The 22,668-nt window shown below is 35.0% G+C and carries 21 protein-coding genes; 19 read left to right on the top strand and 2 right to left on the bottom strand.

Going from position 1 to position 22,668, the window contains the following annotated elements; genetic code table 11:
* Window positions 1–128: 128 nt before the first annotated feature.
* From MKY37_RS02850 to MKY37_RS02790, 13 genes are all read left to right on the top strand, one after another.
* Window positions 129–1,883 carry a 2-oxoacid:acceptor oxidoreductase subunit alpha gene (locus MKY37_RS02850; protein WP_340773553.1) on the top strand — a complete coding sequence of 585 codons (1,755 nt, stop codon included), beginning with the start codon at window positions 129–131 and terminating at the stop codon, window positions 1,881–1,883.
* A complete protein-coding gene (locus MKY37_RS02845) occupies window positions 1,870–2,736 on the top strand; it encodes a 2-oxoacid:ferredoxin oxidoreductase subunit beta (protein ID WP_340773552.1) in 867 nt (288 codons plus the stop codon). The genes MKY37_RS02850 and MKY37_RS02845 overlap by 14 nt, the downstream gene beginning before the upstream one ends.
* Before the next feature lie 338 nt (window positions 2,737–3,074).
* Window positions 3,075–4,622 carry a tRNA (N6-isopentenyl adenosine(37)-C2)-methylthiotransferase MiaB gene (miaB, locus tag MKY37_RS02840; protein WP_340773550.1) on the top strand — a complete coding sequence of 516 codons (1,548 nt, stop codon included), beginning with the start codon at window positions 3,075–3,077 and terminating at the stop codon, window positions 4,620–4,622.
* On the top strand, window positions 4,622–5,059 hold the full coding sequence (locus MKY37_RS02835; RefSeq protein WP_211893688.1) for a RicAFT regulatory complex protein RicA family protein: 438 nt from the start codon (window positions 4,622–4,624) through the stop codon (window positions 5,057–5,059). The genes miaB and MKY37_RS02835 overlap by 1 nt, the downstream gene beginning before the upstream one ends.
* Window positions 5,060–5,343: 284 nt before the next feature.
* Window positions 5,344–6,333 carry a TAXI family TRAP transporter solute-binding subunit gene (locus tag MKY37_RS02830; RefSeq protein ID WP_340773546.1) on the top strand — a complete coding sequence of 330 codons (990 nt, stop codon included), beginning with the start codon at window positions 5,344–5,346 and terminating at the stop codon, window positions 6,331–6,333.
* A 71-nt stretch (window positions 6,334–6,404) separates the two neighbouring features.
* Complete coding sequence (locus tag MKY37_RS02825; protein WP_340773543.1) at window positions 6,405–6,920, top strand: DUF1850 domain-containing protein; 516 nt, start codon at window positions 6,405–6,407, stop codon at window positions 6,918–6,920.
* Window positions 6,913–8,940, top strand: a complete 2,028-nt coding sequence (locus MKY37_RS02820) for a TRAP transporter permease (RefSeq protein ID WP_340773540.1) — start codon at window positions 6,913–6,915, stop codon at window positions 8,938–8,940. The genes MKY37_RS02825 and MKY37_RS02820 overlap by 8 nt, the downstream gene beginning before the upstream one ends.
* A gap of 112 nt (window positions 8,941–9,052) precedes the next feature.
* Window positions 9,053–10,063 (top strand): LytTR family transcriptional regulator DNA-binding domain-containing protein, encoded by a 1,011-nt coding sequence (locus tag MKY37_RS02815; RefSeq protein WP_340773538.1) that lies wholly within the window; start codon window positions 9,053–9,055, stop codon window positions 10,061–10,063.
* Between the two features lie 120 nt (window positions 10,064–10,183).
* Window positions 10,184–11,032 carry an ABC transporter ATP-binding protein gene (locus MKY37_RS02810; protein ID WP_340773536.1) on the top strand — a complete coding sequence of 283 codons (849 nt, stop codon included), beginning with the start codon at window positions 10,184–10,186 and terminating at the stop codon, window positions 11,030–11,032.
* The gene (locus tag MKY37_RS02805) at window positions 11,029–11,736 is read left to right on the top strand and encodes an ABC transporter permease (RefSeq protein WP_340773533.1); all 708 of its coding nucleotides are present in this window, start codon (window positions 11,029–11,031) and stop codon (window positions 11,734–11,736) included. Before MKY37_RS02810 ends, MKY37_RS02805 begins: the two co-directional genes overlap by 4 nt.
* 167 nt (window positions 11,737–11,903) lie before the next feature.
* Complete coding sequence (locus tag MKY37_RS02800) at window positions 11,904–13,097, top strand: MFS transporter (protein WP_340773530.1); 1,194 nt, start codon at window positions 11,904–11,906, stop codon at window positions 13,095–13,097.
* Window positions 13,098–13,679: 582 nt separating this feature from the next.
* On the top strand, window positions 13,680–15,158 hold the full coding sequence (locus MKY37_RS02795; RefSeq protein ID WP_340773527.1) for a protein adenylyltransferase SelO: 1,479 nt from the start codon (window positions 13,680–13,682) through the stop codon (window positions 15,156–15,158).
* Between the two features lie 201 nt (window positions 15,159–15,359).
* A complete protein-coding gene (locus MKY37_RS02790; RefSeq protein ID WP_340773525.1) occupies window positions 15,360–16,220 on the top strand; it encodes a YitT family protein in 861 nt (286 codons plus the stop codon).
* Between the two features lie 60 nt (window positions 16,221–16,280).
* Here MKY37_RS02790 and MKY37_RS02785 read toward each other — a convergent pair whose 3' ends face one another.
* Window positions 16,281–16,505, bottom strand: coding sequence for a hypothetical protein (locus tag MKY37_RS02785; RefSeq protein ID WP_340773523.1), 225 nt, complete (start codon window positions 16,503–16,505; stop codon window positions 16,281–16,283).
* A 157-nt stretch (window positions 16,506–16,662) separates the two neighbouring features.
* On the opposite strand from MKY37_RS02785, the gene MKY37_RS02780 reads away from it, so the two are divergent.
* Both MKY37_RS02780 and MKY37_RS02775 read left to right on the top strand, forming a co-directional pair.
* Window positions 16,663–17,418 (top strand): SDR family NAD(P)-dependent oxidoreductase, encoded by a 756-nt coding sequence (locus tag MKY37_RS02780; protein WP_340773520.1) that lies wholly within the window; start codon window positions 16,663–16,665, stop codon window positions 17,416–17,418.
* A gap of 12 nt (window positions 17,419–17,430) precedes the next feature.
* Window positions 17,431–17,871, top strand: a complete 441-nt coding sequence (locus MKY37_RS02775; RefSeq protein WP_340773518.1) for a MarR family transcriptional regulator — start codon at window positions 17,431–17,433, stop codon at window positions 17,869–17,871.
* Between the two features lie 521 nt (window positions 17,872–18,392).
* Here the strand turns inward: MKY37_RS02775 and MKY37_RS02770 are convergent.
* Window positions 18,393–18,953, bottom strand: a complete 561-nt coding sequence (locus MKY37_RS02770; protein WP_445323015.1) for a helix-turn-helix domain-containing protein — start codon at window positions 18,951–18,953, stop codon at window positions 18,393–18,395.
* A gap of 166 nt (window positions 18,954–19,119) precedes the next feature.
* On the opposite strand from MKY37_RS02770, the gene MKY37_RS02765 reads away from it, so the two are divergent.
* From MKY37_RS02765 to MKY37_RS02750, 4 genes are all read left to right on the top strand, one after another.
* Complete coding sequence (locus tag MKY37_RS02765; RefSeq protein ID WP_340773516.1) at window positions 19,120–20,001, top strand: DMT family transporter; 882 nt, start codon at window positions 19,120–19,122, stop codon at window positions 19,999–20,001.
* A 459-nt stretch (window positions 20,002–20,460) separates the two neighbouring features.
* Window positions 20,461–20,781 carry a hypothetical protein gene (locus tag MKY37_RS02760; RefSeq protein ID WP_445323014.1) on the top strand — a complete coding sequence of 107 codons (321 nt, stop codon included), beginning with the start codon at window positions 20,461–20,463 and terminating at the stop codon, window positions 20,779–20,781.
* Window positions 20,782–21,083: 302 nt separating this feature from the next.
* Entirely contained in the window at window positions 21,084–21,608 is a 525-nt protein-coding gene (locus tag MKY37_RS02755; RefSeq protein ID WP_340779826.1) for a GNAT family N-acetyltransferase, read from the top strand.
* A 501-nt stretch (window positions 21,609–22,109) separates the two neighbouring features.
* On the top strand, window positions 22,110–22,583 hold the full coding sequence (locus MKY37_RS02750) for a GNAT family N-acetyltransferase (protein ID WP_340773512.1): 474 nt from the start codon (window positions 22,110–22,112) through the stop codon (window positions 22,581–22,583).
* Window positions 22,584–22,668: the final 85 nt, after the last annotated feature.

The following is a 22,668-nucleotide window of genomic DNA, read 5'->3' as shown; positions in this document are numbered from 1 at the left end:
TGACGATACGTTTCCGTCAAAGGTCTGAATTTCTATAAAAATACGGGGAATACATAGTGATAAACGCTACTTCATGATAAACTTATGAAGGAAATTAGCATTTAATCGAATAGTAAGGAGATGTTTATATGTTGCAACAGCTTTCTTGGAAAGTAGGAGGGCAGCAAGGAGAGGGTATTGAAAGTACAGGAGAAATATTCTCTATGGCGATGAACCGCCTAGGATATTATCTATACGGATACCGTCATTTCTCTTCTCGAATTAAAGGTGGCCATACAAACAATAAAATCTGTGTACGTCCGACGCAAGTTCGTACAATACCAGATGATTTAGATATTTTAGTAGCATTTGATCAAGAAACAATCGATGTCAATTACAAAGAGTTAACTGAAAAAAGTATTATTTTGGCAGACGCAAAATTCTCCCCAGTAGAACTCGAAGATTGTAAGGCACCAATGTATATTGTTCCTTTCACAGAGATAGCTGCAGAGCTTGGAACATCTCTTATGAAAAATATGGTAGCAATTGGGGCAAGTGCCGCATTACTTAATTTGGATAAAGCTGTATTCCAAGGTGTTGTAGATGAAATTTTTGGGAAAAAAGGACAAGAAGTAGTAGAAAAAAATATGCAAGCTATTCAACAAGGCTTCGATACTATGGCTGAACAGCTGGGAGATCGTATTGGAGAATGGGAAATTGCTCCTGCAGATGGAAAACACCGTATGTTCATGATTGGCAATGATGCAATTGCATTTGGTGCATTAGCAGCAGGTGTTCGCTTTATGGCAGCGTATCCAATCACTCCTGCATCGGAAATTATGGAGTATATGATTAAAAAGCTACCACTATTTGGTGGAGCTGTTATTCAAACAGAGGATGAAATTGCCGCTGCTACAATGGCAATTGGTTCTAACTATGGTGGTGTACGTGCTTTCACTGCCTCTGCAGGTCCAGGGCTATCACTTATGATGGAAGCAATTGGTCTTTCAGGCATGACCGAACAACCACTTGTAATAGTTGATACACAACGTGGAGGCCCTTCGACAGGTTTACCAACAAAACAGGAACAATCGGATCTTATGCAAATGATCTATGGAACGCATGGAGAAATTCCTAAAGTAGTAATTGCTCCAAGTACTGGAGAAGAAGCATTCTACGATACGATTCAAGCATTTAACATTGCAGAGGAATTGCAGCTTCCTGTAATTATTTTATCAGATTTACAATTGTCACTTGGTAAACAAACAGTGGAGCCTTTTGATTATTCAAAGGTTGAAATCCGTCGTGGTAAATTAGTAGAAAGTGATGAAATTCCTGTAGCTGAAGATAAATCGTACTTCAAGCGTTTTGAAGTAACGGAAGATGGCGTATCACCACGCGTTCTACCGGGTACAGAGCATGCTATTCATCATGTAACTGGAGTTGAGCATGATGAAACGGGTAAACCATCTGAAGCGTCTACAAATCGTAAAGCTCAAATGGATAAACGTTTAGGAAAGCTTAAGCATATTAACTTTAATGAGCCAGTATATGTAAATGCACCATACGAAGAAGCAGATATACTATTCGTTGGCTTCAACTCTACTAGAGGTGTGCTAGAAGAATTACAGCAAACACTTATTGAAAGTGATGTTAAAGTAAATCATGCACATATTCGTTTAATTCATCCATTCCCAGTGGAGGAAATACAATCACTAGTTGCGAAAGCGAAAAAAGTCGTAGTAGTCGAAAATAATGCAACAGGACAATTAGCAAGTATCATTAAAATGAATGTTGGCGGTCATGATAAATTGGTCAGTGTTACGAAATATGATGGCACACCATTTTTACCATTACAGCTTGCAAAACAAGTAAAGGAGTTGCTAACAGATGGTAACATTTAAAGATTTTCGTAATAACGTAAAACCTAACTGGTGTCCAGGTTGTGGTGACTTCTCGGTGCAGGCAGCAATTCAACGTGCTGCAGCAAATGTTGGCATTCAACCACATGATTTAGCTGTAATTTCTGGTATCGGCTGTTCTGGGCGAATTTCCGGATACATTCATTCGTATGGTTTTCATGGCATTCATGGTCGTGCACTTCCAATAGCTCAAGGATTGAAAATGGCAAACAAAGATTTACACGTTATCGCTTCTGGCGGTGATGGTGATGGATTTGCAATAGGGATGGGTCATACAATTCATTCTATTCGTCGTAATATTGATATAACATATGTTGTGATGGACAACCAAATCTACGGATTAACTAAAGGTCAAACGTCCCCACGATCAGCAGAAGGCTTTAAAACGAAGTCAACTCCTGGTGGAGCTATTGAACCATCCGTTCAACCATTAGAACTTGCCCTTACATCTGGAGCAACATTTGTAGCGCAAGGATTTTCTTCCGATATTAAAGAACTAACTGCTATTATCGAAGCAGGGATCAATCATAAAGGCTTCTCGTTTATCAATGTATTTAGCCCATGTGTAACATACAACAAAGTAAACACGTATGATTGGTTTAAAGAACATTTAACAAAGCTTTCTAATGTTGAAGAATATGACTCTACAAGCAGAGAAGAAGCTATGAAAGTAGTAATGGAAAATAAAGGACTTGTAACAGGTATCATTTATCAAGATAAAAACGCACCATCCTACCAAGAGCAAGTTCCTGGTTACGCGCCAACCCCACTTGTCGATCAAAATTTGAAGATGAGTGAACAGGAATTCAACGCTTTAATTCAAGACTTTATGTGATATAACTGAGCTCATGAACCGTTAATGTTCATGGGCTATTTTTATACGAACGAAAGCCCATAAATATTAAAAAATATCCCATGACAAGCAGAAGATAGCCCATAAAATCAATGCTAGTCCTTAATAGACAGATTATAGCTCTTAAATATGCTCGGATAGACCTTAAACATAAAGAAATAGCCGATAACTGCTCCCAATCACCTTAATACACTAAAAATATGAACATAATTTGTCTAATTAAGAAATTTTAAGCTGAATGCCTTGTAGGAACAGAGAACTATTCAGTATAATAGGAGGGATATTCGTACTTTTCACGAATGAAGGAAAGGAGAGTTCTTATGAACGAGGAATCACGTTTACAAAGTACTCAAGTGAAGGAAGCTAGCTCTTTGGATAAAAAATCCGAGAAGGATTATAGTAAATATTTTCAAGCAGTCTATACTCCGCCATCATTAAAAGATGCGAAAAAGCGTGGCAAAGAAGAGGTAGAATACCATAATGACTTTGCAATTGCAGAACAATTTAAAGGCATGGGTCAAAATAGAAAATTTTATATACGCACATATGGCTGTCAAATGAACGAGCATGATACAGAGGTAATGGCAGGTATCTTCATGCAGCTAGGATATGAACCTACGGATACTGTAGACGACGCAAACGTTGTTTTACTAAATACGTGTGCGATTCGTGAAAATGCTGAAAACAAAGTATTTGGTGAGCTTGGTCATTTTAAGCATTTAAAACAAAAAAATCCAGATGTGTTGATCGGTGTCTGTGGATGTATGTCGCAGGAAGAATCAGTTGTCAACAAAATATTAAAAACTTACAATCAAGTAGATATGATTTTTGGCACACATAATATTCACCGTCTTCCTAACATATTAAACGAAGCATACCTTTCAAAAGAAATGGTTGTGGAAGTTTGGTCTAAAGAAGGAGACGTTATAGAAAATCTGCCGCGTGTACGTAAAGGTTCGATTAAAGCATGGGTCAATATTATGTACGGCTGCGATAAATTCTGTACATATTGTATCGTTCCATACACGCGGGGGAAAGAACGTAGTCGTCGCCCGGAAGATATTATTCAAGAAATTAGACATCTTGCTGCACAAGGGTACAAAGAAGTAACATTGCTTGGTCAAAACGTAAATGCATACGGAAAAGACTTTGAAGATCTAGATTATCGCTTTGGTGATTTAATGGATGACCTTCGGAAGATTGACGTAGCTCGCATACGCTTCATGACCAGTCATCCTAGAGACTTTGATGATCATTTAATCGAGGTGCTTGCAAAAGGTGGAAATTTAGTCGATCATATTCATCTACCGGTTCAATCTGGATCATCGGATATCCTTAAAATAATGGCTCGTAAATACACGAGAGAACATTATTTAGAGCTAGTAAATAAAATAAAAGCAGCTATCCCAAATGTATCGTTAACAACCGACATAATTGTTGGGTTCCCAAATGAAACAGACGAACAATTTGAAGAAACAATGTCACTATATAAAGAAGTAGGTTTCGAAATTGCCTATACGTATATTTACTCTCCACGAGAAGGTACACCAGCTGCAAAAATGGTAGATAATGTACCGATGGAAGTGAAAAAGGAAAGACTTCAGCGTTTAAATAAGCTAGTAAATGATATGTCTGCTGAAGCTATGAAAAAACATGCTGGACAAATTGTGGAAGTTTTAGTCGAAGGGGAAAGTAAAAATAACCCTGATGTACTTGCAGGCTACACAAGTAAAAGTAAACTAGTTAATTTCGTAGGTCCAAAAGATATCATCGGACAAATAGTTAAAGTAAAAATAACAGATGCAAAAACATGGTCACTTACTGGGGAACTAGTAAATGAAACAATCGAGCAAAAGGTGGGAGTATAATGTCTACTACAAAATATACTAGAGACGATATTATTGAAAAAGCAAAAGAAATTGCAACAATGATTGCAAATACTGAGGAAGTTGAATTCTTCAAACGTGCAGAAGAGCAAATCAATGAAAATACAAAAGTACGTGAAAAAATTGCAAGCCTTAAAAGCTTACAAAAACAAGCAGTTAACTTTCAGCATTTAGGAAAAGAAAAGGCACTTACACTAATTGAAGGTAAAATTTCGGCGATCGAAGAAGAAATTGATAGCCTACCGATTGTACAACAATTCAAACAATCACAAGGTGACGTAAACAGTCTGCTACAATTAGTTGCAAATTCAATTTCTAATAACGTAACAAACCAAATTATTGAAGCAACAGATGGTGACCTACTTAGAGGCGAAACAGGTTCAAAAGTCAAAAACACAACATACGACAGCTGTTCTTAATATATTATTATAAAAAGCATTCATTTAATCTGAAAGGATTAGATGGATGCTTTTTAATTGTAATAAAAGCTGTAGTTTGGAGACGGAAGCCGGCTAGAAAATTTAAACTAACTAGCTTGTCCTATGTCCTCCCAAGAACGGTTTATTTATAGCTTTGAACAGGAAAGATTCTTGTAAAATCTAATTGTCAATCACTGAAAATGCATAATAGAGTGGCAATTTGATAAACTTTTATGTTAAAATTGGTATGAACACTGGGAATATATATAAGAGGGGGAAATTGTATGAAGAAAAAGCAATTTAAGTTGTTGAGTATTCTAAGTATTTTTGTGTTATTAATACTTGCAGCTTGTGGCTCAAATGATGGGGATTCATCTTCAGATGGAGATACTGGTAAGAAAAAGGAAGACTACAAGTTTTTAAGTTTATTAACTGGTGGGGTTCAAGGAACATATTACCCACTTGGGGGAACATTTGCAGAGTTAATCAGTGATGAAACTGGAATAAAAACAACTGCAGAGGTTTCACAAGCATCCGCGGCAAATATGACAGCTTTAAAAGAAGGTACAGCAGAAATTGCTTTCACTCAAACAGACATAGCTTACTATGCAACAGAAGGTGAGTTAATGTTTGAGGACAACAAAGTGGATACGATCTCTGCACTTGGTGCACTTTATCCAGAAACAGTCCAATTAGTAACTACGGACAAAACTGGGATTAAGACATTTGATGATCTAAAAGGAAAGAAAATTTCTGTAGGTGCTCCTGGATCAGGAACATATGCAAACGCAGAACAATTACTTGAGATTCATGGGTTAACTATGGATGATATTGAACCACAAAACCTAGATTTCGGTGAATCGCAAGATAGTTTACAAGCTGGTCAAATTGATGCGGCATTTATTACTGCGGGAACTCCAACTGGGGCTGTAGAAGCATTAAACGCAGTTGCTAATGTAGTAATCGTTCCTGTAGAAGATGCAAAAGCTGATGAGCTAATCGAAAAATATCCATATTACGCTAAAGATGTAGTGCCATCAGGTACTTATGGATTAACTGAAGAAGTACCTACAGTATCTGTATTAGCAATGCTAGCTGTAACAAACGAGCTACCAGAGGACTTAGTTTATGAAATGACAAAAGCAATTTATGATAACGCTGGTAGTATTACACATCCAAAAGGTCAATTTATTAAACCTGAAACTGGGCTAGAAGGAATTGGGATTAAAATTCACCCTGGAGCTCAAAAGTATTTTGATGAAGTAAATAAATAAAATTAAATGCTCGGGGGCATGTTGCGGTTGCTTACATGCCCCTTTTTCATTGAAAGAATGGTGGATAGGAAATGCGATTTCGAAATATGTTGGTTATAATAATCCTCATTTGTCTAATTGGACCTACATTTTTCATTCCCTTTCAAAAAGCATTTGTTTTTACAGAAACAAGAACTGAGGATGTTGTTTTTTTTTATATGCCTATTAGAGAAGATATAAAGTTCCAAGTAATATACACACATTCTATACATAAAAGTAATGTACTAGAATCTTACAGAATTACAAACGCCAATAAAATTCAGCTTATATCAATGGAATATGAAGATTTAGCAATAGGAATGCCAGGATATGCGGAGGAAGGGCAAACTTTTGAAGAAAAAGACGGTATATATAAACTTTCTTATGATGATAAAGTTATCAATTCCTTTACACTTTTAGTTGCAAACATTGATATGGACTTAATATTTCGATATGAAAATAAGAATTATGATCTAAAAAAGTTATTGGAGCGAAGTAAATCTTATAAATTTGAAGTGAAAAATATATCGCTATATGAACAATGGAAAGGAGTTAAGATGAATGACTGAAAAAAAAGTAAAGCCAACTAGCGATTCCACAGAAACAGAATCTTTTCAACAGTTATCAGAAGAAGAGCAGCAAGCTATATTACAGAAATACGACCCTGAATCTAATACAAGATCAGTAGATGGAATTATGAAAAAGGTAATTTTCTTCGGATTATTAGCATTTTCTTTATTCCAACTTTATACAGCTATCCAAGGCCAATTTACAGCTTATATTCAACGGTCAATACACTTAGGGTTTGCGCTATCTCTTATTTTCCTAATGTTCCCTGCAATGAAAAAATCAATTCGAAAAAGAAAGATTCCAATTTATGATTATCTTCTTTCCTTACTATCGATTGGAGTGGGTCTCTACTGGCCAATCCAATATCAGGAGTTAGTTTTTCGAGTAGGAACTATGACTGATTTAGATTTTATAGTAGGTGCTTTAGCAATTCTATTAACGCTAGAGGCTGCTCGTCGAACTGTCGGGTTACCTATTACGATTATCGCTACTGTTTTTTTAGTGTATGCGTTTTTCGGACCGTATTTCCCAGGTTTCTTAGCACACCGTGGCCAAGATTTAAGCAGCTTAGTGCATCTAATGTTCTTTACAACAGATGGAATTTTAGGTACTCCAATTAGTGTATCCGCTACATTTATATTTGTTTTCCTGCTATTTGGATCTTTCCTAGTGAAAACCGGAGTTGGACAGTACTTCAATGACTTAGCTGTAACACTTGCAGGTCGTTTAACTGGGGGACCTGCAAAGGTTGCGATTTTCTCCAGTGCGTTACAGGGTACTATTTCAGGAAGCTCAGTTGCTAACGTAGTAACTTCTGGTTCCTATACGATTCCAATGATGAAAAAGCTTGGATATCGAAAGGAATTTGCAGGTGGAGTAGAAGCCGCAGCCTCTACAGGTGGACAGCTGATGCCTCCGATTATGGGAGCAGCAGCTTTCCTCATGGTAGAGTTTATCGGTGGTATTACTTATTGGGAAATTGCAAAAGCAGCAGCGATACCAGCAGTTTTATACTTTGCTGGTATATGGATTATGACACATTTTGAGGCAAAACGTGTTGGACTAAAAGGTATGTCAAAAGAAGAAATGCCAGATCGCAAAGAAGTTTTGAAAAAGTTATATTTATTAATACCAATTATAGCGATTATTGTTCTAATGTTTATAGGAGTACCAACGATGCAAGCAGCATTATGGGGGATCGTTGCTGCCGTAGTATTCAGTGCAATTGATAAAGAAACTAGAATGAATTTTAAAGATATAATAGATGCTCTAGTTGATGGAGCAAGAACTGCATTAGCAGTTGCAGCGGCAACCGCTGCTGCTGGTATTATTGTTGGAGTAGTTGTAAAAACTGGATTAGGACTAAGCCTGGCAAATGGTCTTATTTCTGCTTCGGGCGGAAATATTTTCTTAACGCTGTTCTTTACGATGTTGGCTTCTATTGTTTTAGGTATGGGCTCACCAACAACTGCCAATTATGTAATTACGTCAACAATTGCTGCACCGGCTATCATCACACTTTTGATGCTTGATATGCCTGCAGGTGCTACAGTACCATTAGTTGTCGCTTTATCTGCGCATTTGTTCGTATTTTACTTTGGTATTATTGCAGATATTACACCACCCGTTGCACTTGCAGCATTTGCAGCAGCAGGGGTTTCTGGTGGAGATCCAATTAAAACTGGAGTTGTGGCTGCTAAATTAGCAATTGCAGCATTTATCATTCCTTATATGGTTATATTCTCGCCTGCATTACTCATGATAGATACGACATTCCTTGAAGTTATTTGGGTTGTTTTTACCGCAATTACCGGAATGATTGCAATCGGTGCCGGAATGATTGGATATTGGTATCGCAAGGTAACATGGATAGAAAGAATATTTGCAGTTGGAGCTGGGTTGCTTTTGATTTATCCAGAAAGTTTTTCAGATATTGCCGGATTAATTATCTTTGCAATCCTATTAGCAATTCAATTGTTTACTAAGGGTAAGAATAATCCAGAAGCAATAGCACATTAAAATTTTATCTCTTCTTAAGTGAAAGAATATAAATATAAAGTAAAACACGAGCCTATTTTGGCTCGTGTTTTTATATAATAGAGATAAGATAGATAGAATTGGGGTTTTTTACATGTCGATGAAATTTGTACTAGCTGAAAAGCAAATGAATGATGCAATACTTTTTCCGGAGTTTAACTTAACTATTAATGAAAGTGAAATTGTTTCACTTTGTTCAAACGTCAATGTTCGCGAGCAACTGTTATTCATATTGCTAGGGAAAACGAACTTATCGAAAGGCAAGATAGAATTTAATGCCGAGCAAAAATTAGGATTTTATTTCTTACGTGAAGGGGAATATGAAAGACTTACAGTGAAGGAATCTCTACAATTTTTCCATCGTATTCATCAATCCGATCAATCAATTGAAGAAGTTTTACAGACTGTGCAGTTGGAAATCAAAAAAAATAAGAGAATAAAAGAACTTTCATATTCTGAAAAGAAACGTGTTCAACTTGCACATATTCTTATTCAAAATCCAGCCATATACATAATGGAAGAACCCGATCAAAATCTAGATATTGAATCGAAAAAAATCTTTATCAATATACTTAAAATGTTGAGTTCGTCACAGAAAACAATTCTTATTTTGACGGGGCAAGTAGAAAGTGCTTTAGCTTATTCTGATCAAATATACCGCTTGGATGAAAAAGGACTTCATCCAATTCAATTAGAAGTGGAAACGCAAAATGATTCAAATACGAAAACAGGAAATGAACAAAAAGACAAGATTGTTCAACCTATTCGTTTTGAAAAAATACCAACTAAAGTAAATGAAAAAATTGTATTATTTGATCCACCAGAAATCGATTATATAGAGAGCATTGAGGGGCAAACTTTTTTGCATAATAAGGGTGAAAGTTTTCAGTGTGCATTTACGTTAAATGATTTAGAAGAAAGATTATTACCCTTTGGATTTTTTCGCTGTCACAGATCTTATATTGTGAATTTACAAAAAGTGCGCGAAGTAATTACATGGACTAGAAATAGTTACAGTTTAGTTCTGGATGATTCGGAAAAATCATCTATACCACTTTCAAAGACGAAAATGACTGATTTAAAAGGAATGTTGGGCCTAAAATAAGCTCCGTTCACCCCAAATTTAACTCCATTCACCTGAAATATAAGGTTTTTAATGAGAATATCTCTTAATCTTAGGTTGTTCATACAAAAATGCTCAACCAAAAAATTAGGAGGTTTTTAAATGGAAAACGCAATCGAAGTGAAGGGTCTAGCAAAATATTATTCAAACTTTAAAGCAATTGAAGATGTTCAATTTGAAGTTAAAAAGGGAGAGATATTTGGGTTTCTTGGACCTAGTGGGTCTGGCAAGACGACAACTATTAAAATCTTAACGGGACAATTGAATGCAACAGAAGGAGAAGCTTTCGTTTTTGGAGAGAGCGTTTCTGTCCTGAAAAATCCAACAGCTCGAAAACGATTTGGTGTTCTAACAGATAATAGTGGATTATATGGAAGGCTGTCAATAATTGAAAATCTTCAGCTTTACTGCAAACTTTATGACTTACCCAATTCTAAAGTTGATGAGGCATTGGATTTTGTCAATTTAAAGGAAGCTGGGAAAAAGAAGATTTCCACTTTATCTAAAGGTATGACGCAGCGAGTCAATTTAGCTAGAGCAATATTACATGAACCTGAACTGCTATTTTTAGATGAACCAACTTCTGCATTGGATCCAGTAAATACACTACATATCTATAATGGCTTACGTGCATTAAATAATAGAGGAACAACGATATTTCTAACTACTCATGACATGCAAGAGGCTGATTTTTTATGTAACCGAGTAGCTTTCCTTCACAAGGGAAAAATTCAACTTCTTGATAAACCAGGAGAGCTTAAAAAACAATTTGCAGATGAGACAGTAACTGTAGAATTATCGAACAATGAGAAAGTTGTATTACGAAAGGATTCAGAGGGAGCAGAAGAAATGTTCCAGCTTATGAAAGAGAATCGAGTTCAAACAGTACATTCAAATGAACCAACTTTAGGAGATATATTTGTAAAAGTGACTGGAGGAGAATTGGTATGACGTTTTCATGGAAGAGAGTAAATGCAATTTTTCAAAAAGATTTTAAGGATTTTTCAAGAAATTTAGCAGTTTCAATCGTGATATTCTTACCACTAATTTTAGCTGCTGTATATGGACGTATGGGATTAGATACAATACAAGCTCATTTTTTGAATATCAATATGACGTTTGCCATGGTTGGTACATACGTCCAATGCTGCTTGATAGCAGAAGAAAAAGAAAAAAACACTCTACGTGGACTTATGCTATCCCCAGCTAGCATTTTAGAAATTCTCAGTGGAAAAAGCTTGTTGTCATTTGTGTTAACTATTGTTATTGCTTTCTTCTGTGCGTATTTGTCCGAATATCGTCCAGCTAATTTCGCAATAGTTGCAATTGCAATTATTATTTCATCTATTTTCTTCATTGGTTTAGGAACTTTATTGGGGCTAGTTGCAAAATCAGTTATGGAATCATCTGTAATTGTCCTACCTGTCATTGCTCTTTTTACAATGGGATCATATGTAACTGTTTGGGCTGAGAAGTATCCAGTATTGCAGGTTGCTGAATATTTGCCAAACATTCAGCTCATTGATCTTGCAACAAAAGTGGAGCAGGGAGCAGGATTCGGTGATGTATTTTCAAACATAGCCATAATTGCGATTTGGGCATTGATGGTCTATGTATTGACGGCTATCGTATATAAAAAACGAATGGTAGATTAACTTTAAAAAATGATATAATTTGGAAAAATGATGCGAGAATTGAAGGGACTTTGCAAATCCCCCTTAGTTCCTTCCACTTGCTTATAAAGGAGACTGGTATATGAATTGTCCAATTTGATCCCATAATTCATGTTAAAAAAACGTGAAATTTAATATGGGGGATTATAATGAAATCAAATAAGAATTTTATGTTATTAGTATCAGGGCAATCTATCGCCAATCTTGGGGATGTATTTTATATAGTTAGTGTAATTAGTATTTTATATAGTTTAACTGGATCAGCGGCAGCCTCAGCTATGGTTCCGTTTACAATTACCTCAGCAATGTTTCTTTCCAGCTTATTAACGCCATTATTGCTTGGGAAATATCGCTTAAAATCATTGTTAGTTTGGACTCAAGGGTTCAAAACCTTATTGTTAGCCGGACTATTAATATTTTTGTATGTATTTTTAAATGAATTTAATTATTGGATCATTTACCTCATTATCGGATTAATTGGCTTTTTAGATGGGTGTGCCAATCCTATCATGCGGACCCTTCTACCTTATTACGTAGAGGATGCAATACTTGTTAAAGCAAATAGTATGGTGGAAACTCTTACACAAATGATCCAAATAGTCGCTTGGCTTTTTGGAGGTCTGTTGCTCCTCACTGTTAGTCCTTTGGAATTGATCATGATTGTCAGTTTTTTATTTCTAATATCAAGTATAGCTTTAAGTCTTCTTCAAAACGTAAATCATCTCGGTGAAAAAGTAACTGGCTTTTGGTCCCAACTTACTGAAGGATGGAGAAGCATAGGCTCTACTCCAGTATTAAGAAAGATAATACAGATGGATATCTTAGAGACAATAGCAGGGACGGTATGGATTGCGGCAATCGTCTACGTATATGTGGAACTGGTACTTGTAGCCGGAGAACAATGGTGGGGCTTTATAAATGGATCCTTTTTTATAGGGTTTTTGGTAGGAAGCCTTTACTGTTTAAAATATCCACATATAGTAGAAAAATATAAGTTTTACTTTATTTGTTTTGGTTCGTTATTAAGTGGAGTGCTGACGATAGTATTCGGCTCTATTAGTCATCCAGTAATTGCTTTATTTCTTTCTGCAAGTATTGGTCTATTTAGTCAAGTAAAAAACATCCCACAGCAAACAGTTATTCAACGAAGTGTTTCTATAGAAAAACTTGTAACAGTATATACCTCGCTTGGAACTGTAGGCAGTGGAATATTTGGTGTCTCAGCTCTAGCTATCGGAATTACTGCTGATTTAGTTGGTATAAGAGCAGTATTTGTTATTTCAGGACTACTTTTGGTTATTGTAGCCTTAATTGTTTTTTTGAATAAAAAATTATTTGTTTAGTAATCCAGGGAATGCCTTTCATGGGGCATTCTCTTTTTGATAGATAAGCTATGTTAAATAGCATTGTTCAAATTTCAATGAAAAATATCTCTATTTCCTTTAGGGAATGCGGATAAAGAAAATAGGTAACAAACATCAAATAAAGTAGCAAAATAGCTCCTGAAATTGTATCTTCGAGAGCTACCTGTATGGATTGGAAAGTATCTATTCACTCATTGCACAAAAATGCCTTAACCATATTCTTACAGTTGAAGTTGAGCGACGGACGGACAAATGCTACAAAATTACCAAATTAGGAAAGGTGGATCGTGACCTTTTAAAAATACAATGGTAAAGATGCAGTAAGAGTCCTTTCCAAGGCTCACTGAAAGCGGTAAAAATTAGGTTTTGACCCTTAATGTGGCTTGCGCTTTCATTTGTGAATGTATATAGATTTGGTACCTTCAGATGCTTATTTTCATGGTACTTAGTACAGTTTTGTAAAAGATAATTATAGAAGTAAGAAAAGCGTATCTTCAACAAGTAAGGGTATAATAATATAGAGAAAAGTAACAAGTCTGTTTTTATTACTATAAAGAAAGGATGATACTATTGACAGAAGATAATATAAAAGTAGGTTGGAACCTGGAAAATACTTATACCAGTCTTCCCGATATAATGTTTACAGACATTAATGTAAATCCTGTAAGCAATCCAAAACTAGTCATCTTAAATGATGTTTTGGCAACCTCGTTAGGGCTAGATTCTAACGGACTAAAAAGTAGACAAAGTGTTGAAGAATTCGCTGGTAATCGCGCAATAGAAGGTGGTATACCTTTAGCACAGGCATATGCTGGGCATCAATTTGGTCATTTTACAATGCTGGGAGACGGAAGAGCTCTGTTGCTTGGTGAACAAATTACTCCCTCGGGTGAACTATTTGATATACAGTTGAAAGGCTCTGGTAGGACACCATATTCACGAGGAGGAGATGGTCGAGCAGGACTTGGACCAATGCTACGGGAATATATTATAAGTGAATCTATGTACGCACTTGGTATTCCAACAACACGTAGCCTCGCCGTAGTCACTACTGGGGAAGATATTATGCGGGAAATTGTAGGGCCCGGTGCTGTTATGACGCGTATAGCTGCTAGTCACCTACGAGTAGGGACATTTCAATATGCTGCAAAATGGGGAAGTATAGACGATCTTAAAGCACTTGCAGATTATGCAATAGAGAGACATTATCCAATATTAATGGATAAAGAAAATCGTTATCTTCTATTACTTCAAGAAGTGATTGACCGTCAGGCAGCTTTAATAGCTAAATGGCAACTTGTTGGTTTTATACATGGAGTGATGAATACAGATAACATGACGATAAGTGGGGAGACGATCGATTATGGTCCATGTGCTTTTATAGACATCTATAACCCTAAAACAGTATTTAGCTCAATCGATACCCATGGTCGTTATGCTTATGAAAATCAACCGAATATTGCCGCTTGGAACTTAGCAAGATTGGCAGAATGCTTATTGCCTCTTATTCATGAAGACCAGGATGAGGCTGTGAAACAAGCGCAAGAAGCGATGACAAACTATCCAGAAAAATATGAAACCTACTGGCTAACAGGAATGGGAAATAAGTTAGGGATTTTTAATATAGAGGAAGATGATATTTCTTTAATTGATAACTTACTTCAACTTTTGGAGAAATACGAAGCAGACTATACTAATACATTCCGTTTATTGACTCTAGGTAAGTTAGAAGAAACAGTTTTGTTTGGCAAAAAGGATTTCGATCAATGGCATGAAAAATGGCAAGCCAGACTTGAAAAACAGGACGTTTCTAAAGATTTCATCCAGCAACTGATGCAAAAAAGTAACCCTGTCGTGATTCCCCGTAATCACCGGGTAGAAGAAGCACTTGAAGCAGCTGTGGTTAAAGAAGACTATAGTGTACTTGAGAGTCTTCTTAAAGTAATTTCTCAACCTTACGATTATAATTCGGATTATATCGACTATATTTCCCTGCCTCCAGAGACCTCAGGACCATACAAAACATTTTGTGGTACTTAATAAAAGCGAAAGACAAGCCTGTAAACGTTATAAGTTTACAGGCTTGTCTCATAGATATGTTTCAAATTCATTATTGTATTATATGTATAAATCGTAATTGCTAGTAAGATTCCGACTTGTAACCAAGCTATTTTTTCTTTAAAATTAAAGATTGAACAATCTTTGTTCAATCTTTTTATTAAAAGGGAGTTTTTCAAACTTATGCAAAAGAACAAAGCAGCGGATACAATCCGTAAAATAATTATGATTGTAATAGGTGCAGCAATTGCGGGTTATGCACTAGAAGCGGTATTAATACCGAACTCAGTTATTGATGGTGGAGTAACAGGTGTTAGTATCATGGGTATGTACTTATTTAACATTCCTCTTGGAGTATTATTATTTGTGTTAAATATTCCGTTTGTATACTTAGGTTATAAACAGGTCGGTAAAACCTTCGCAATAATGAGTATTATTGGGATAGCATCATTATCTATATCTACAGTTTTAATGCATCATATCGAGCCAATTTTAGGTGCCCAAGATCCCTTATTAGTAGTAATTTCTGGTGGTGTTATGCTAGGTGTTGGTATTGGAGTTGTCCTACGTAACGGTGGTGCACTCGATGGGGCAGAAGTTCTCGCCGTCCTTGTTTCCCGTAAAGTACCTTTTTCAGTAGGGGATATTATTTTATTTATAAATGCGTTTATTTTCATAGGTGCCGGTTTTATTTATGGATTAGAAAGTGCTCTGTATTCAGCTACAACTTATTACATAGCTAAAATTGTTATAGACGTTATTCAAGTTGGACTAGAAAATTCAAAATCCGTCCGTATTGTTAGTAAACAATCGGAGGAAATTGGTTCTGCAATTCAGGATCGTTTAGGTCGGGGGGTTACATATTCCAGTGGCCGTGGGGGTTTTTCTAATGAAACGATGGATATTGTCACATGTGTAATTACTCGTATGGAAGAAAACAAATTAATAACGATTATTAAAGAAATGGATCCAAGTGCTTTTGTTGTTATCACAGAAGTGGCAGAAGTAAGAGGCGGTAGCTTCAAAAAACGAGATATTCACTAATACATCATACCCGTTAAATGAGTATTTATAGTCATTTAACGGGTATTTATTATACAGAAATTATTTTCGTTTTTTCTTTCCAAGATCCTTAATAGAAGCTTTACTTTTATCTACAATTTTTTCAAATTCTACTTGTACATTGATACCCTTTTCTTCGGTTTCTTGAACACTAATCACTTTCCCTTTTCGTCCTTTGATCTTTAGTTCATCATCTACTGCAGGGATAACTCTTAATACTTGAGTTAAAACAATTATATTTTTCTCCATAAAATGAACTGCATACATTTCCATTTCCCCTTATTTTATAATTTAGAATCTATGTATTTTATGATTTTCTAAAAAATATAGAACTTCAAAAAGCTATAAAATATATTAGTTTATCAATAAATAGTTTAGTGTTAAACTATATTAGAAATATAAAATTATTAAAGGAGTGTTACGAATGAGTAAACTTCAAGACAAAGTTGTAATTATTACAGGTGGTGCAGGTGGAATTGGGCTAGGTATGGCAAAAGCAATGGTGAAAGAAGGGGCAATCGTTACGATTGTAGATGTAAATGATGAGACAGGTCATGCAAGTGAAAAATTATTGCAAGAAGCTTCTCCAAAATCTATGTTTGTAAAAGCTGATCTTATGGATCGTGAAAACTTACCTAATATCATTAAAACAGTAGTTGAAAAATACGGTAGGTTAGATGTTCTTGTAAATAATGCACATGCATCGAAACAATTGACGTTTGAGAACATTACACAAGCTGATCTAGACCTATCATTCGGTACTGGATTTTATCCTACATTCTATTTGATGCAGGCAGCACTTCCTCACCTAAAAGAAACAAAAGGAAATATTATTAATTTTGCTTCTGGAGCAGGACTTGCAGGGCATGAAACACAAGCGGCATATGCAGCTGCAAAAGAAGCAATTCGCGGAATATCTCGAGTGGCAGCAAATGAGTGGGGTCGCTTTGGCATTAACGTAAATATCATTAGTCCACTGGCAAACTCAGAAGGTGTCCAAGCATGGGCACAAGCACAACCTGAATATTATCAATCCGTAGTAAGTAAAATTCCAATGGGACGCTTTGGTGATGTGGAAGAGGATATTGGTCGTGTAGCTGTGTTTTTAGCAAGTGAGGACTCTAGGTATATAACAGGACAAACGATGATGGTGGATGGCGGATCCATCATGCTTCGCTAAAGAGAAATTAGTATGGAAAAAACAAATTTATTTAAACTTATTCATTCAAGTGAATTAATCTCAAACGAAAATATTGTCAAATTTTCCTCAAAGTTTACATATCCAGTTGGAATATCAGCAATTTTAGTATTAGCTCAGCTACGTACAAGTGGACCGAAAAAACAAAGTGAATTAGCTGATATTCTACAATATTCAAAAGGAGCAATAACCAATATATCATCAAAGCTTGTGAAATTTGAGCTTGCTGAACGACTATATGATGAAGAAGATCGTAGGACGATTCATCTGAAGATAACTGCTAAAGGTCAATCAGCTCTATTCGAAGCACAAAAACTAGGAGAAGAAATATATGTGGAGTTGTTTGAAGGATTAACGGAGGAGGAGCTTGACCAATATTTAAGCATACAGAAGAAAATACTAAATGGTATGAAAAATAAAAGACTGTCAATATAATCTTCTACTTACGCAAAGTTAAAATTCGTCAATTCCCTTTAAATAAGGGAATTGGCATTTTTTTTTATCGCTTTCTTATGTAGCTTTTTTAAAAAGATTGATTATTAATAATAAAGATCGATAACTTGTAAAAAAGTTTGATTGAAATCATCTTCCCTCTGTAGATTGCTTAGAAGTTAGATGATTTTTAATTGGATATTTATGTTAATGTAATTATAAAGATAATAAAGATTGTGAAGAAAGTAACGGGGCGTTTAGTTGAAGAAGAAATTATATAATATTCGGATACTAGTAGCGATATCGCAGGTCATGTAATTCAACAATCGGGCCAGATTGTTGAATAGCGCCTTTAAAGAAAATTGAATATTTATGTTAAAGTTTAGAAGAGGTTGTGAACATAGGTTTGATATAAAATCGAACCGTTTTACGGGGCTGTTCCAAAAGTCGATTGATTTTTGGGCGGTCCCCTTTTTAGTGGTTGAAGTCACTCTTTCTTTAATATTTACATAGCGAGGGGCTATTTAAACTAATGATGGAGTTAGTACGAATAATATATGATTCGATTCATCACTTTTGTTCAAAAACCGGTGTTTAACATTTGGTGGAATGCGTACGACATCTCCTTCATTTAGAAAGTATTCGGTGCCTTCCAGTTCGACATACGCTTGTCCTTTCATGACGACAGCAATTTCTTCTTGGTTGTCGTGTGAATAGTGACTTTCCGTAGTGCTTGCGTGTGCATTTAAATCCATTAGTAAGAGCTCAATATGTGCTTTCATGAAATCTGGTGTTAACACATCATAGACAATATGGTCACTATTCTCACGATATACTTTCTTTCGATCATGTTTTCTCGAAATGAGCGAATCCGTATCAATTTCATTAATGAAGAGGGTAAAGAGTGGTACATTTAATGCCTGTGCAATCAGTTTAAGTACACTTAACGATGGATTTGCTTGTCCTCTCTCTATTTGGCTAATAAGTGATGTGCTAATCCCAGCATAATCAGCGAACTCACGAATTGTCATCCCACTCTTTTTACGATAATTTAATACGGTTTGTCCGAGACGATGATCGTTCATAGTAAAACCCCATTCTACAATAATATATGTTTAACTAATTTTGTGCTGACATACTAAACATAGCAAAATAATACTTTTTTCAATTACGTAAATATTCTATACTTACCTTTGTACATTATAATAAATTTATTTTACTATTGTAAATAATTATCTAGGAGGAACAGAATTGAAATCCCCTCATATTTCTTACGCAATCTTATTTTTTGGCGTATTTGCACTATCGACTTCAGCTATCTTTGTAAAATTAGCAGATGCACCTGCTTCAATTACAGCATTTTATCGGATGCTTTTTGCAACTGTAATACTTTTGCCATTTTTATTAGTAAATAAAAAGAACCGACAAGAATTACGCTCTTTATCAAAAAAACAATTGGGACTCGGATTATTATCAGGGGCATTTCTAGCAGCACATTATGTATTGTGGTTTGAATCATTAAATTACACATCTGTTGCAAGCTCGACGGTTATCGTCACATTACAACCACTCTTTTCGATGATTGGCGGCTATTTTTTATTCAAAGAGCGTTTCAGTAAAGGGGCTATAATGGGTTTTCTCGTAGCGATTGCGGGAAGTATTGTCATTGGATGGCAAGATTTTCAAATTAGTGGACTAGCATTATTTGGCGATATACTTGCTCTTATTGCGGCAGGCATCATAACAGCTTACTTCTTCATTGGTCAGCATGTTCGTAAAAGGCTATCTCTTATCCCATATTCAGTTATTAGTTACGGGAGCAGTACATTACTTTTAGGTGTTTTTGCTTTTTGGCAGCAAACACCCTTCTTTAATTATTCTGTACAAACATGGTGGTCCTTTTTTGGATTAGCGTTTATTGCAACAATTTTAGGGCAAACAATTTTCAATTGGTTGTTGAAATGGCTAAGTACCTCCATTATTTCAATGAGTATATTAGGAGAGACAATTGGAACTTGTATACTCGCGTATTTCATTTTGGATGAAGTCATTTCTTTACAACAAGGTATAGGCATCGTACTTATCTTAATCGGTCTAGCATTATTTTTACTACAGAATAGAAATAAAGAATAAATAATAGATATTAATTGGTGGTATGAGAATAGGTTTAGTTGAAGCACATTTATTAGAATAATATCTATTAAAATGATTTCCTTGTTCAACTATCGGGGACTATTATGGAATAAAACTTAGATTTTTAAAGGAAGTAAGTAGATGCCACTGAAACAGACAAGAAGAGGTAAAATCAATTTTCTATGAGAAAGGTAAAAAGAATAATAATGCATTTAGTCTTAAACAGACTGATATTGATGATGGACCAGATTGGTAATGTTACTAACTATAATGTAAATTAATTTTTTTGAAGCATCCGTAATTCGTTACTGCTATTGAATTTTCAGCTATCAACTATGAAAGAAATATAAAATCGGTCTACAGTCTGATTTATACTGGAAAAATTTGAGTATAATTAAAATAAGGGAAGAAAGAAACTTTTTAACAATGAAAAATTTTCAGCAGGTTGGAGGGATATTTATGGGGAAAATTAATTATTTTGCATTGTTTGGCGTAATATTTTTTAATCTTGTTCTATTTTCGGGAGTTGCGATAGCGGTAGTTGCACTATTGTTTTCTTTGTGGACAGTTGTTGTTTCGTTTGTTTTATCACCAATTATTTTGGTAGTAGTTAACCAAATGGGTATACAAGAATTTAATATTATTCAAACAATTCTAAGTTGTATTATATTGGTTATAGGTATTAAGTTAGTGCCATTCTCGATGAAAGCAACTCGATATATGGGAACTTTTTTCACTAAATATATTGAGTATAACAAAAAAACAATTTATTCTAATTAAAATATTTGTTTAATGTAATTGCATACTTGTATTACAAAATCGTAAAAATACAAAAAGCTATTTTATAGATACGATCCGAAATTATTGGATCGTGTCTTTTTTTGCTATGTTAAAGATAAAAGGTGATTTATAGTATAATGGTATGGTGACACGTATCCTATATCTGTATAAATTATATTCACGTCAACTGATTATTTAGACATAAAAACACCCCGTAAATGTTAGTTGGTGTCTAACATTTACGGGTCAGTTCAATTTGATGGTCTATTTTTACGTATTTTATGTATCGGAGGAGAGCTAAATTGGAAATTACAACAGAAAGATTAATAATTAGACCTTTTAAGAGTACGGATTTACAGGATGTATTTGCTATTTATAATAATGATGATACCTGTAAGTTCCTATTACATAATAAGTGGACTCATGAAGATATGCAGAAAAGATTTAATAAGAAGTTAGCAAACGGTGTACTCACTAAAGAATCATTGTTAAGTTTGGCAGTTATATACAAGAATAAAGTAATTGGTGATATATCCGTATGGTATACAGATATGAAAGATACTGTTGAGATTGGTTATAGTTTTTCAGATGAAGTAGCCGGGAGAGGTATGGCAACAGAAGCAGTGAGTAGTTTGGTATTTAAATTATTTGATGAATTTAATGTACATCGTATACAAGCTAATCTTGATGCACGGAATAAAGCTTCACAAAAATTGTGTGAACGAATTGGCATGAGAAAGGAAGCCCATTTCATACAAGATTTTTGGAATAAAAATGAATGGACGGATAGTATTGTATATGGAATGTTACCATCCGATTTGCAGTAATAGACTTAGTTATTTTATTCAACTCCCATGAAAATTAGTACTTCAAGAAATGAAAAATGACAATACTTAAAAAGACCCCTACTTAATCGTTAAAAAAAGAGGAGAGCGTAAATAAGTCTATGGATTACGGTTGACTGGATTAAGGTCAGTATCAGTATTGCCACTTCCTAACCATTTTCATTCTCTGTGGTGCAGCATTTCTTTGTGCTGCATGGATGGCTAACGGGTGCTTTAGTCAAATAGAGCTACGTCTTTTAAGATGTAGCTCCTTTTATATTTAAAAGTACTTCTGATAATACTCTTTTCTTAACCTTCCGCTTAGCTGAGTATAGATCTTGGTGGTTTCACTTTTCTCATGTCCCATAAAAAATATTGAGAAAACAAAAGGTCATAGAGCTTTTTCTTACTAAACTAACGAGGCAGTTTAGTGGAAGAAGAATTTGGTGGAAAATTTAAAGTATATTAGGATGCTTATCTTAATGACGGGAGGCAAAACAGAAAGTGAAGATTACTAAGTTTAAGGAAACTGATACAGAAGAGATTGTTACCTTGTTTTATGAAACAGTTCATTCCGTAAATTCAAAAGATTATTCCCAAGCAGAATTGGATGCTTGGGCACCAATAGATGAAAAAGAATCTAAAATGAAATCTTGGAAGGAATCATTGGGTCAAAATATCACGTTTGTCGCTAAAATTAATGATAAGGTTGTTGGTTTTAGCGATTTAACACAAACTGGGTACTTAGATAGACTGTTCGTTCATAAAGATTATCAAGGACAAGGTATAGCTACTGCTTTAGTTGATATGCTTGAATCTGAGGCAAAGAAATTAAATCTTTTAGAAATTGATGTGGATGCAAGTATTACAGCTAAGCCTTTTTTTGAACATCGAGGTTACAATATTGTTTGTTCACAAACAGTAGAACGTAAAGGTGTTAAATTGACTAATTATAAAATGGTTATAAAAATAAAATAATAATTTTGTTTTTATACTAACTGTGCTTTAGGAAAGATCATAGGGTTGCTTTTGGCAACTCTTTTTTCTTATTGAACTAAAGGGG

Origin of the sequence: Psychrobacillus sp. FSL K6-2836 (assembly GCF_038003085.1) — a bacterium.
Classification (GTDB): Bacteria; Bacillota; Bacilli; order Bacillales_A; family Planococcaceae; genus Psychrobacillus.
The sequence above is the reverse complement of the archived record's forward strand: the minus strand, read 5'-3'. Positions and strand labels throughout refer to the sequence as shown.